Below are 12,912 nucleotides of genomic sequence, written 5' to 3' on the forward strand. Positions count from 1 at the left end.
GTCTGGGCGATTAACGTGAAGCTCAGGCCTTATTGTCTACTTTGGCACGGGCTTCGTCACGTAATTCTCGTCGTAATATCTTCCCGACGTTGGATTTTGGCAGTTCATCGCGGAATTCCACCAGCTTCGGCACCTTGTAGCCCGTCAACTGACGACGGCAGAAGGTTATCAGCTCTTCCTCATTCAGCGAAGGATCTTTCTTGACCACAAATATCTTCACCGCTTCACCGCTGCTGCCGGAAGGGACGCCCACAGCCGCCACTTCGAGCACGCCGCTGTGCTGCATGACCACATCTTCGATTTCGTTCGGGTAGACGTTAAAGCCGGAGACCAGGATCATGTCTTTCTTACGATCGACAATGCGCAGGAAACCTTCGTCGTCCATCACGGCAATATCGCCGGTATGCAGCCAGCCGTCTTTGATGATCTCGTCCGTAGCATCCGGACGTTGCCAGTAGCCCAGCATCACCTGCGGCCCTCTTACGCACAGCTCGCCTGGCTCACCATGAGGCACTTCGTTATCCTCATCATCCACCAGCTTCGCTTCGGTTGACGGAACAGGCAGGCCAATGCTGCCGCTGTGGTAGTCAATGTCGTGCGGGTTCACGCTCACCAGCGGCGCGCACTCCGTCAGACCATAGCCTTCCAGCAGATACTGACCGGTCAGCTTCACCCAGCGCTCGGCGACCGCCTGCTGAACGGGCATCCCGCCGCCTGCGGAGAGGTGCAGCGTGGAGAAATCCAGCTGCTGGAACTCTTTATTATTGAGCAGCGCATTAAACAGGGTATTCACCCCCGTCATGGCGGTGAACGGATATTTCGCCAGCTCTTTCACCAGGCCCGGGATATCGCGCGGATTGGTGATGAGGATGTTCTGACCACCCAGCTCAATAAACAGCAGGCAGTTCATGGTCAGCGCAAAGATGTGATACAGCGGAAGCGCGGTGATTACCACCTCTTTGCCCGGATGCAGCAGAGGCCCGTAAGTAGCGTTCACCTGTTCAAGGTTCGCCAGCATATTCCGGTGCGTCAACATCGCGCCTTTCGCCACGCCGGTGGTGCCACCGGTATACTGCAGGAAGGCGAGATCTTCTGATACCACTTCTGGCTTGACGTATTGCATACGGTAGCCCGCGTGCAGCGCACGGCGGAAGGAAATGGCGTCCGGCAGGTGATATTTGGGTACCAGCCGCTTCACATATTTAACGACAAAGTTAACCAGCGTGCCTTTGGCCGTGGAAAGCTGATCGCCCATGCGCGTCAAAATGACGTGTTTTACCTGGGTTCTGTCGACCACTTTTTCCAGCGTGTGGGCAAAATTCGAGACAATGACAATTGCGACCGCGCCGCTGTCGTTCAACTGATGCTCAAGTTCACGCGGGGTATACAGCGGGTTCACGTTGACGACAATCATCCCGGCTCGCAGGATGCCGAACAGCGCTACCGGGTATTGCAGCAGGTTTGGCATCATCAGCGCGACGCGGTCCCCTTTTTGCAGTCCCAGCCCTTCCTGTAAATACGCCGCAAACGCCCGGCTACGCTCTTCCAGCTTACGGAAGGTCATCACTTCGCCCATGTTCACAAACGCAGGCTGGTCAGCGTAACGCCGCACCGAGTGTTCAAATAATTCAACCAGGGATTGATAACGGTCAGGATTGATCTCCGCAGGCACATCTGCGGGATACCGGTTAAGCCAAACCTTTTTCAATGCATCACCTCTGAAATGAGTATTCGTCGTCATCACAGCCCCGATAATAAACAGTTTGTTAACATTATATTAACTCAGCGTACCAGTTTATTAATTGTTCAGATTGCAGGTTGCGAAGCGCGTCACTCTTTTTTTTCATTTTATCCGTAAAAAAACAGAGACAGCGGCTGAGCCGCTGTCTCTTTCCTAATAATAACAGTTAGTTACTCAGTTACGATCGTTTGAACCTGCGCCGGGCCCGGGTTATACCAGCCCCAGCCGGGGTAACCATAACGGTAAGGATGAGGACCCCACATCCACGGATCGATCGGCTGTGGCGGCATGACGACCTGCTGGGCAATACGCCAGCGTTTGTAGCCCGTCACCTGCATAGTCATAAATTTATACGGCGTGCTGCCGATTTTGCCCTGCACCGAACCGGTAATCGGCCCAACAACGGTCACCAGTTGCCCACGGAAATCGACCGGGTCAAGGAAACCGCTGACGTCTGCATAAATGCGCCCGCGCGAGGCCTCCCCCAGAACGGGGCGGGCACCGCTGTCCAGCGGCACCGTCGCAATTTCCAGACGGGTTTTACCCTGCTGGTTAAAGACCTCGATCACCTTGCCGCCGAAGCGCGATTCCTGCCCAACATACAGCTCAGGTGCATTCATGACGCGCACCAGATCCTGCTGTGGCGTTGGGCTACTGCCCTTAATCGCATCAGGAATGGTTACGCAACCGCTCAGTGCTGTGGCAACAACGCCTGCCATTAAAAGGCGAACAACTTTAGTTTGAACCGCCATGATGCGACTCCTTTTTCTCAGTTCCTGTTACTGAGATTCACTCGCGGCCTGGAAGTTTCTTCCACGCAACGGTGTTTCGTAAATAAACCGGCTCAGCCTGTTCAACAGCAACGGTTTTTCCTTTCGCGAACAGCTGACAGGCAATGGGAAGCATATCTTCGGCGGCAGGCAGAAGCATATTGCCGTCAACCAGCGTTACGCCGGTGTCGTTCCCCATTTCCGGCCATGCCGGCCAGCCCGTCCCTACCGTCGCCCACTCGCCTGAGAGCTGTTTCAGGCGTTCGGTGACGGCTTCAGGCGTCAACACGGCTTCCGTCTCTTCACCGTGCCAGACGCCGTTTTCATCACGGGTATATTCAGCCCAGTAAACTTCGCCCATGCGGGCATCAATGGCCGCAAGCACGCGGGTTGCGCCAGTCATACGCCAGGCCCCCTGCGCCATGGTGGCGAGGGTAGAGACGCCGATCATCGGCAGTTCAGCGCCCAGCGCCAGCCCCTGCGCAATGCCAATCCCGATACGCACGCCCGTAAAGCTGCCAGGGCCACGGCCAAAGGCCAGCGCGTCGAGGTCGGTTAAGGAGGTGTTACCCTGGGTTAACATGGCTTTTACCAGGGGCAGAATACGTTGGGTGTGTTCCCGTGGGCACTCTTCGAAATGAGCAGAAACAGCACCGTCGTTCAACAGAGCGACAGAGCAAGCCTCTGTCGCGGTATCAATAGCCAGAATTCGCATCAGTCGTCGCGCTCTCGCAAGGGTCAGTCACAAAATGGCGCGCATCTTAGCACATTCCGGGGCGAATTACTCCGCCGTTGGGTTTGCCAGGAAGCGCACCGCGCGTTTTATGTCCCGCGTCCGCGGGGCGGGCGGCAGGCTGGCGAGGAAGGTGGCACCGTAAGGGCGCATCACCAGTCGGTTATCACAGATAACCAGCACGCCGCGATCGGTGACGTCGCGGATCAAACGCCCTACCCCTTGCTTGAGGGTAATCACCGCGTCCGGCAGCTGGACCTCGTCAAACGGATCGCCTCCGCGCAGACGGCAATCTTCCATCCGCGCCTTCAGCAGCGGATCGTCCGGGGACGTAAACGGCAGTTTGTCGATGATGACCAGCGAGAGGGTATCGCCGCGCACGTCGACCCCTTCCCAGAAGCTGCTGGTCGCCACCAGCAGGGCATTACCGGCGGAAACAAACTGCTGTAACAGCTGGCCTTTGCTGGTTTCGCCCTGCAGCAGAACCGGCAGCGTCATGGTAGCGCGGAACTGCTCGGCGAGGTCGCGCATCATGGCGTGAGAGGTGCAGAGCATAAAGCAGCGGCCGTTGTTGGCCTCAATCATCGGTTTTAACATCGCCGCCAGATGGCGCGCCGCGCCCGGCTGGTTCGGCAGCGGCAGATTACGGGGAACGCAGAGCAGCGCCTGTTTTTCGTAATCGAACGGGCTGGGCAGGAGCAGCGATTCCGCCTCCTCAATGCCAAGACGTTCCGTGAAGTGATGCAGATCGTCATTCACCGACAGGGTTGCCGAGGTGAAGATCCAGCTTCCCGGTTTTTGCGCCATCACCTCTTTAAATTTATCCGCCACCGTCAGCGGCGTGAGCGCCAGCGTGAAATGCCGCGAGGTGCACTCATACCAGTAGCTGAAGCCCGGCTGGTTAATCTCTTTCAGCCGTTTGAGCCGCCCGCGATACAGCGTGGCGCGTTCAAACGCTGCATCTAACAGCGCGGAGCGTCCAAGCGAGAGTTTCGCCACGTCGTAGCAGAGTTCCAGGGCATCATCGAGCAGCAGCAGCGCGCGCTGGATATTTTTGTCCGCCAGCAGCTCTCGCAGGTTACCGCGATAGCCCGGCTCGCCGAGCTGTAAGCGGAAATCCTGCGCGCTCTGCGCAAGGCGGTCGGCGCATTTCTGCAGCTGCTGGGTATCTTTTAATTCGGTGCGATAGGCGATGGTGAAATCTTTCGCCAGGTCCTGAAGCTGGCGGCTCGAGAGCGACTGGCCGAAATACTGGCTGGCGATATCCGGGAGCTGGTGCGCTTCATCGAAGATCATCACGTCAGCCTCAGGGATCAGCTCGCCGAAACCGCTGTCTTTGACCACCATATCCGCGAGAAACAGGTGATGGTTTACCACCACGACGTCGGCGTCCATGGCAGTTTTGCGGGCTTTAACCACAAAGCAGTCTTTATACAGCGGGCAATCGCTGCCGAGGCAGTTATCGTTGGTGCTGGTCACCAGCGGCCAGGCTGGAGAGTCTTCCGGCACGCTCGCGCAGGTGCTGATGTCCCCCTCTTCGGTCTGGTTCGCCCATGACCGAAGGATAATGACGTCGCTCAGCGTCTGTACCGGCAGATCGCCACCCGCCAGCGCCTGCTGCTCGAGTCGCTCAAGGCAAAGGTAGTTAGAACGCCCTTTCAGCAGAGCCAGACGCCCTTTGTATTTCAGCGCTTTCGCCACCGTGGGCAAATCGCGGCTGTAGAGCTGATCCTGCAGCGCCTTCGATCCGGTGGAAATAATCACCTTCTTCTTCGCGCGCAGCGCCGGAGCAAGGTAAGCATAGGTTTTACCCGTGCCGGTTCCGGCTTCGACCACCAGCGGCTGAGCCTTATCGATAGCGTGCGCAACGGCGTGCGCCATCTGACGCTGAGGTTCACGGGGTTTGAAGCCGGGGATAGCCTGCGCTAATTGACCTTCAGGGGAAAAATCGTCTGCCACGGTGCTCTCTCACTGTATTTTTGCACAGGGATTATGTCAGCCCATCCTTTCATGTGCCACCCCAAATAGTGACGACAGATGCACAATATGGCAGTCTTGCCGCCTGAATACGCAAAATAACGAGGAAACGTTTATGACGATTGTGCGCATTGATGCCGAAGCCCGCTGGTCTGATGTGGTGATCCATAACCAGACGCTCTACTACACCGGCGTACCGGCTAACCTGGACGCGGATGCGTTCGAGCAGACGGCGAACACCCTGGCGCAGATTGACGCGGTGCTGGAAAAACAGGGCAGCGACAAATCGCGCATTCTGGATGCGACGATTTTCCTGGCAAACAAGGACGATTTCGCGGCGATGAACAAAGCCTGGGATGCGTGGGTGGTGGCGGGTCACGCGCCTGTACGCTGCACCGTACAGGCCACGCTGATGAAACCGGAGTACAAGGTCGAGATTAAAATTATCGCGGCAGTTTAAGCCCGATTATTCTTCATCTTCATCCTCAAAACGCGCCACGATCCGCTCGCCGGTATGGGTGGCGCGCAGTTCTTCCGCCACCTGAGCAATCGCCTGTCCGCTGCTCATCCCCTGGGACATCAGTTCCTGGATACGTTCAACCGCTTTCTGCTGCTGTTCATGGCTCAGAGAAGGTAAACCTGCAAACATCGTCAACTCCTGCTAAATTATTCGCGCTAATTATTTCACGCTGCCCGGTAGTATGCCATACATGAACATGCGCTTCCCCACTGTTATTACCCTGCCCTGGCGTGCTGACGCCGCTGAGTTCTGGTTTGCTCGCCTGAGCCACCTTCCGTTTGCGATGCTGCTGCACTCCGGCCATGCGGATCACCCCTACAGCCGGTTTGATATTGTCGTGGCCGACCCGGTCAAGACGCTGACAACCGATGACCTGCCGTTAACGGACGATCCGCTGGTGCAGCTTCAGCAAGCCATTAACGCGCTGGGCTTATCTGCCACACCGAACCCGGACCTGCCTTTTCAGGGGGGCGCGCTGGGCCTGTTTGGTTACGATCTGGGTCGCCGTTTCGAAACGCTGCCTGATCTTGCTCAGGATGATATTCCGCTGCCCGATATGGCGGTGGGGCTTTACGACTGGGCATTAATTGTTGATCACCAGAAAAAAACGGTTTCCCTGCTAAGCCATCGTGACGTGCAGGCGCGTCTGGTGTGGCTTGAGGCGCAACAGCCTGCACCTGCAGAGCCGTTCACGCTGACCTCCGACTGGCGTTCAAATATGAGCGCAGCGGAGTATGCCGAAAAATTCGCGCACGTTCAGGCGTATCTGCACAGCGGTGACTGCTACCAGGTCAACCTCGCCCAACGTTTCCAGGCGGCATACCGGGGAGATGAGTGGCAGGCGTTTAGCCGTCTTAATGCCAGCAATAAGGCGCCTTTCAGCGCGTTTGTGCGTCTGGAACAGGGAGCGGTCCTCAGCCTGTCGCCCGAGCGTTTTATTCATCTGGCCGAGGGCATGATTCAAACCCGTCCGATTAAAGGCACTTTGCCGCGTCTTGCCGATCCCGAGGCCGACCGCAAGCAGGCGGAAAAACTCGCCGCCTCCCCGAAAGACCGCGCGGAAAACCTGATGATCGTCGACCTGATGCGTAACGATATCGGCCGGGTCGCGGTGCCGGGCAGCGTCCGCGTGCCCGAACTGTTCGTCGTCGAGCCTTTCCCGGCGGTGCATCATCTTGTCAGCACCGTCACCGCACAGCTGCCCGCCTCGCGCACAGCCTGCGATCTGCTCCGCGCCGCGTTTCCGGGAGGCTCCATCACCGGCGCCCCCAAAGTGCGGGCGATGGAAATTATCGATGAACTGGAGCCGCACCGCCGCAACGCCTGGTGCGGCAGCATCGGCTATGTGAGCCTTTGCGGGACCATGGATACCAGTATCACTATCCGCACGCTAACCGCCTGCGACGGGAATCTGTACTGTTCCGCAGGGGGCGGCATTGTGGCCGACAGCCAGGTCGATGCGGAATATCAGGAAACTTTTGATAAAGTTAACCGTATCCTTCAACAGCTGGAGACCTGACGGGTGGAAAAAGAGAACCTGACGCTGGATGATTTTTTATCGCGCTTTCAGCTTTTGCGACCTGCGGTGAACCGTGAAGCGCTGAATCAACGTCAGGCGGCGGTGCTGATCCCGGTGGTGCGGCGCGAACAGCCGGGCCTGCTGCTCACCCAGCGATCGCCGCATATGCGTAAACATGCCGGTCAGGTCGCCTTTCCGGGCGGCGCAGTGGATAGCACCGATGCGTCGCTGATTGCCGCCGCGCTACGGGAAGCACAGGAAGAGGTCGCGATTCCACCGGAAGCCGTCGAGATCGTTGGCGTATTACCCCCTGTCGACAGCGTCACCGGTTTCCAGGTGACCCCGGTGGTCGGCATTATTCCCCCCGATCTTCAGTATCACGCCAGCGTCGATGAAGTCTCTGCGGTGTTTGAAATGCCGCTGGAAGAAGCCCTCCGACTGAGCCGTTATCACCCGCTGGATATTCAGCGTCGTGGACATGACCATCGGGTGTGGTTGTCCTGGTATCAGCATTATTTTGTCTGGGGCATGACGGCGGGCATCATTCGTGAGCTGGCGTTGCAGATCGGCCTGAAACCTTGACTATACTTTACATTTCACCCTTTTCTGGCAGGTTTGCGATCGCTGTCGCGCTATTAGCAAAACCATCGTTAACCATTAGTTTAATTCATGTGAATAGTTAAGCCGAGGTTGGTGTTCCCTCTTACACTATGCGCAGTTATAACATCGTTACTGGAACCCCGGTAACCCTGTCAGGAGTGTAAAAGTGATTAGTATATTCGACATGTTCAAAGTGGGGATTGGTCCGTCTTCTTCCCACACTGTAGGGCCGATGAAGGCCGGTAAACAGTTCGTCGATGATCTGGTCGAAAAAGGATTACTGGAAAGCGTTACCCGTGTTGCCGTAGACGTCTACGGTTCGCTGTCATTAACGGGTAAAGGCCACCACACCGATATCGCCATTATTATGGGTCTGGCAGGTAATATGCCGGACACCGTTGATATTGATGCCATTCCGGCATTTATCCGCGACGTGGAAGCGCGCGGTCGCCTGCTGCTGGCAAACGGCCAGCACGAAGTGGATTTCCCACAGGATGACGGCATGCGTTTTCGCAGCGACAACCTGCCGCTGCATGAAAACGGCATGACCATCCATGCGTGGAACGGCGAAAAAGAGATCTACAGCAAAACCTACTACTCCATCGGCGGCGGTTTTATCGTTGATGAAGAACATTTTGGCAAAGACAGCGTAGGCGACGTTAACGTGCCCTACCCGTTCAAATCTGCTACCGAGATGTTGGGCTACTGCAAAGAGACCGGCCTGTCGCTTTCCGGCATGGTGATGCAGAACGAACTGGCGCTGCACAGCAAGAAAGAGATTGAAGACTATTTTGCAAACGTCTGGCAAACCATGCGTGCCTGTATCGATCGCGGGATGAATACCGAAGGCGTATTGCCGGGTCCACTTCGCGTGCCGCGCCGTGCCTCCGCGCTGCGCCGTATGCTGGTGACGACAGACAAGTTCTCTAACGATCCGATGAACGTGGTCGACTGGGTGAACATGTTTGCCCTGGCCGTGAACGAAGAGAACGCCGCCGGTGGCCGCGTCGTGACGGCGCCAACCAACGGTGCATGCGGCATTGTGCCAGCGGTACTGGCCTACTATGACCACTTTATCGAACCGGTGACGGCGGATATCTACATCCGTTACTTCCTGGCGGCGGGTGCGATCGGTGCGCTGTACAAGATGAACGCCTCAATTTCTGGTGCGGAAGTAGGCTGTCAGGGTGAAGTGGGCGTAGCCTGCTCCATGGCGGCGGCTGGCCTCGCGGAACTGCTGGGTGCAAGCCCTGAGCAGGTGTGCGTGGCGGCTGAAATCGGCATGGAGCATAACCTGGGGCTGACCTGTGACCCGGTGGCAGGCCAGGTGCAGGTGCCTTGCATCGAGCGTAACGCCATTGCCTCGGTTAAAGCGATCAACGCCTCCCGTATGGCGATGCGTCGTACCAGTGAACCTCGCGTTTCACTGGATAAAGTGATCGAAACCATGTACGAAACCGGCAAGGATATGAACGCCAAATACCGTGAAACCTCACGAGGCGGTCTGGCCATTAAGGTGCAGTGCGACTAATACTTCCCTTCGCCCATCTGCAACGGATGGGCGAATTTTAACGTCACGCCTCGTCTCATTATGTAATCCCCACTACACTTTCTCTGTTGCGTCCGGCTTTTGGGGCTGGTGGCTTACAGAGCGACCGTTCATGCAAAAAGCACAAGCGATCATTAAAGATTATCGCCGAAAACGCGTTATCGTCTGTGTCACGGTTGCGCTCCTTACGCTCATCCTGACGTTGGGCATTCGGTTTATTTCGCAGCGTAACGTCAATCAGGAGCGCATCCAGAATTTTGCTGACCATACGGTACACTCCCTCGAAAAAGTGCTGCTTTCACTGGAAAACCGACGCGATGTGCTACAGGCCCAGGTTGGACAGCCCTGCAGCCAGGCCCAACTGGTATTACGCAAACAGGCGGCCATTCTGCAGACCGTCCGCTCAATTGCCCTGATTAAAGATGGACTTCTCTACTGCTCGAGCATTTTCGGTTCACGCAGCGTGCCTGCAAGCACGTTCCTGCCGATTTTTCCCGCGCAAGAACCCCGGCTGGTATTGTCGACCGACCAGTGGTTGCTGAAGGGCAGCCCGATCCTCATTCAGTGGTATCCGGCTTCAGGTGACGGCGAGGACGGGGTGATGGAGGTTGTCAATATCGACCTTCTCACCAGAATGATCCTTGAACCGCAGCGACCACTGATTACCGATGTGGGTTTATCCGTCGGTAATCATTACCTGCGCTACGGTCAGCAGGTTACGGATACCCTGACGTTTGATGATGGCGATGTGCTTCTGTCGCTGGCATCAACGCGCTACCCCTTCAGCATCACCGTGAGCGGGCCGGGTCCAGGCTCAATAGCACTCAAAAATCTGCCGACACAGTTACCGCTGGCACTGATGTTGAGCATGCTGCTGGGCTACATTGCCTGGCTGGCCACCGCGCGTCGAATGAGCTTTACATGGGAAATAAACATGGGGCTTGCGGCGCGGGAATTTGAGCTGTTTTGCCAACCTCTGGTCAATGCCCGCACCCAGGATTGCGTCGGCGTTGAGATCCTGCTGCGCTGGAATAACCCTCGTCAGGGGTGGATCTCGCCGGACGTATTTATTCCTCTGGCAGAAGAACACAACCTGATTATTCCGCTCACCCGCTATGTCATCACCGAAACGGTACGTCAGATAGGCTACTTCCCGGCCACGTCCGATTTTCATATCGGTATTAACGTGGCCGCCAGCCACTTCCGCCACGCCGCCCTGCTGCAGGATCTGAATCAATCGTGGTTCAGTGCAAACCCGGCCCAGCAGCTGGTGGTTGAGCTTACGGAGCGCGATGCCCTGAGGGACGTGGATTACCGCATAGTGCGCGAGCTGCATCGAAAAGGCGTTAAGCTCGCCATTGATGATTTTGGCACCGGCAACAGTTCACTCTCCTGGCTCGAAAAGCTCCATCCTGACGTGCTGAAAATTGATAAATCCTTCACCACCGCCATCGGGACCGATGCCGTAAACTCAACGGTGACGGATATCATTATTGCGCTGGGCCAGCGGCTGAATATTGAACTGGTGGCGGAAGGAGTAGAAACCGAGGAACAGTCACGGTATTTACGTCGCCACGGGGTGCATATTTTGCAGGGATATTTCTTTGCGCGGCCAATGCCGCTGCGGGAGTTTCCGAAATGGCTGGCGGGAAGTTCTCCCCCGCCAGCACATCACAATGGACACATCGTGCCCTTAATGCCGTTACGCTGAAAAAGTTTACTCTTCTTCGTCGTGTGCAGATTGCTCTTTAACAATACGCACCATATCAACGCGATAGTCGTTGGCTTCGACAATGGTGATATGCAACGGCGGCAGTTCAATCACATCGCCGATACGCGGGATCTGACCGTTAACCGAAATCACAAGCCCTGCCACGGTGGCAATGTCTTCTTCATCGTTAATGACATTTTCCAGCCCCAGCGTGTGCGAGAGCGCGTGCAGGTCAGTAGTACCTTTGACCAACCAACCTTCGCCGTCCGCAACGATTTCCGGCGTTTCGTCCGCATCCGGGAATTCCCCCGCAATCGCTTCCAGTACGTCCAGCGGCGTGACAAGACCCTGAACCACGCCAAATTCGTTGGTGACGATAACGAAGCTACCGCGTGCGCGACGCAGCACGCCCAGCAGGTTGATGGGATCCAGCGTTTCCGGAACGACAATCGCAGGCGACGAGGCCGCAATCGCTTCCACGTTGACGCCCTCTTCCAGCGCCACCAGCATCTCTTTGGCACGGACCACGCCGATGATTTCATCCAGTTCGCCACGGCACACCGGGAACAGGCTGTGCGGTGAAGAGAGGAGCTGCTGGCGAATCTCGTCCACGCTCAAGTTGGCATCCACCCAACTGATTTCACCGCGCGGGGTCATTATCCCACGCAAGGAACGGGAGGCCAGGGAGAGCACGCCGTTGATCATGTAGCGCTCTTCTTCAACAAATGCCCCTTCAGGGACCGGAACCGGGTTACGGCTCTCGCTATCAGACTGCACGTTCACCTGGCGACGACCGCCCATCAGGCGCAGAATCGCATCAGCGGTACGGGCGCGCAGCGGCTGGTTTGACTGCTGCTTAATGAAGTTACGGCGCGCAATCTGGTTAAACAGCTCAATGATGATTGAGAAACCAATCGCGGCGTACAGGTAGCCTTTCGGAATATGGAAGCCAAAGCCTTCTGCCACCAGGCTGAGACCAATCATCAGCAGGAAGCTCAGACACAGCACGACCACCGTTGGGTGCTGGTTCACGAAACGCGTCAGCGGTTTCGACGCCAGCAGCATCACCGCCATCGCAATGACGACAGCCGCCATCATCACCGGCAGGTGGTTCACCATACCGACCGCGGTAATAACCGCATCCAGCGAGAAGACCGCGTCAAGCACGACAATTTGCAGAACCACGACCCAGAAGCTGGCATAGCCCTTACCATGACCATCATCATGCTGCCGGTTTTCAAGCCGTTCGTGTAGCTCCGTCGTCGCTTTGAAGAGCAGGAATATCCCCCCGATCAGCATGATCAAGTCACGGCCGGAGAAGGTGTAATCCATCACGGAGAACAGTGGCTTGGTCAGCGTGACCATCCACGAAATGACGGACAGCAAGCCCAGTCGCATGATCAAGGCCAGCGACAGACCAATCAGACGTGCTTTATCACGCTGTTTTGGCGGCAGTTTGTCAGCAAGGATGGCGATGAAGACCAGGTTATCAATACCGAGAACGATCTCAAGTACGACCAGCGTGAGCAATCCTACCCAGATTGATGGGTCCATTAAGAATTCCATGGCAAGCTCCTGCTAAAGGAATGACAAAACGGTGCCCCACTCAATGTGGGCAAAACAGAGGCAAACAGAGACGAGATCTGGCGAGGATCGCCGGCGAAAAAGGCGCGGAATGGCCTGGTAGATGACTGACGTCGGTGACGGTCCATATAGCGGGCTGTAGCCCTGTACTCCTGAACAATTAAACGGAGGCTAAACATATCAGAGATAACAGGTTTTACGCAAAGAT

Annotated in this window: 11 protein-coding genes; 5 read left to right on the plus strand and 6 right to left on the minus strand. The window is 56.5% G+C overall.

The window, feature by feature from the left end:
- Nucleotides 1-22: 22 nt before the first annotated feature.
- From fadD to HV355_RS02100, 4 genes are all read right to left on the minus strand, one after another.
- Nucleotides 23-1,708 (minus strand): long-chain-fatty-acid--CoA ligase FadD, encoded by a 1,686-nt coding sequence (gene fadD / locus HV355_RS02085; protein ID WP_126816329.1) that lies wholly within the window; start codon nt 1,706-1,708, stop codon nt 23-25.
- 203 nt (nt 1,709-1,911) lie between these two features.
- Nucleotides 1,912-2,493, minus strand: a complete 582-nt coding sequence (locus HV355_RS02090) for a Slp family lipoprotein (RefSeq protein WP_182400772.1) — start codon at nt 2,491-2,493, stop codon at nt 1,912-1,914.
- A gap of 37 nt (nt 2,494-2,530) precedes the next feature.
- Entirely contained in the window at nt 2,531-3,226 is a 696-nt protein-coding gene (gene tsaB / locus HV355_RS02095; protein ID WP_182400773.1) for a tRNA (adenosine(37)-N6)-threonylcarbamoyltransferase complex dimerization subunit type 1 TsaB, read from the minus strand.
- A gap of 66 nt (nt 3,227-3,292) precedes the next feature.
- On the minus strand, nt 3,293-5,203 hold the full coding sequence (locus HV355_RS02100; protein WP_100166045.1) for an ATP-dependent DNA helicase: 1,911 nt from the start codon (nt 5,201-5,203) through the stop codon (nt 3,293-3,295).
- Between the two features lie 133 nt (nt 5,204-5,336).
- Here HV355_RS02100 and HV355_RS02105 point away from each other — a divergent pair, with 133 nt between their 5' ends.
- A complete protein-coding gene (locus HV355_RS02105) occupies nt 5,337-5,681 on the plus strand; it encodes a RidA family protein (protein ID WP_008500498.1) in 345 nt (114 codons plus the stop codon).
- Nucleotides 5,682-5,687: 6 nt separating this feature from the next.
- Here HV355_RS02105 and HV355_RS02110 read toward each other — a convergent pair whose 3' ends face one another.
- On the minus strand, nt 5,688-5,870 hold the full coding sequence (locus tag HV355_RS02110) for a YoaH family protein (protein ID WP_010432696.1): 183 nt from the start codon (nt 5,868-5,870) through the stop codon (nt 5,688-5,690).
- A gap of 61 nt (nt 5,871-5,931) precedes the next feature.
- Here HV355_RS02110 and pabB point away from each other — a divergent pair, with 61 nt between their 5' ends.
- The 4 genes from pabB to HV355_RS02130 all read left to right on the plus strand — a co-directional run bounded on the left by pabB (nt 5,932) and on the right by HV355_RS02130 (nt 11,120).
- Nucleotides 5,932-7,260, plus strand: a complete 1,329-nt coding sequence (gene pabB, locus HV355_RS02115; protein ID WP_182401215.1) for an aminodeoxychorismate synthase component 1 — start codon at nt 5,932-5,934, stop codon at nt 7,258-7,260.
- 3 nt (nt 7,261-7,263) lie between these two features.
- The gene (locus HV355_RS02120) at nt 7,264-7,842 is read left to right on the plus strand and encodes a CoA pyrophosphatase (protein ID WP_108417604.1); all 579 of its coding nucleotides are present in this window, start codon (nt 7,264-7,266) and stop codon (nt 7,840-7,842) included.
- Nucleotides 7,843-8,026: 184 nt separating this feature from the next.
- Nucleotides 8,027-9,391, plus strand: a complete 1,365-nt coding sequence (gene sdaA, locus HV355_RS02125) for an L-serine ammonia-lyase (RefSeq protein WP_010432687.1) — start codon at nt 8,027-8,029, stop codon at nt 9,389-9,391.
- Nucleotides 9,392-9,521: 130 nt separating this feature from the next.
- On the plus strand, nt 9,522-11,120 hold the full coding sequence (locus HV355_RS02130) for a cyclic diguanylate phosphodiesterase (protein WP_108417602.1): 1,599 nt from the start codon (nt 9,522-9,524) through the stop codon (nt 11,118-11,120).
- A 6-nt stretch (nt 11,121-11,126) separates the two neighbouring features.
- Here the strand turns inward: HV355_RS02130 and yoaE are convergent, their stop codons facing one another.
- Entirely contained in the window at nt 11,127-12,686 is a 1,560-nt protein-coding gene (gene yoaE / locus HV355_RS02135; protein WP_108417601.1) for a CNNM family cation transport protein YoaE, read from the minus strand.
- Nucleotides 12,687-12,912 lie beyond the last annotated feature (226 nt).

It is taken from the genome of Enterobacter sp. RHBSTW-01064 (assembly GCF_014103035.1).
Classification (GTDB): domain Bacteria; phylum Pseudomonadota; class Gammaproteobacteria; order Enterobacterales; family Enterobacteriaceae; genus Enterobacter; species Enterobacter mori.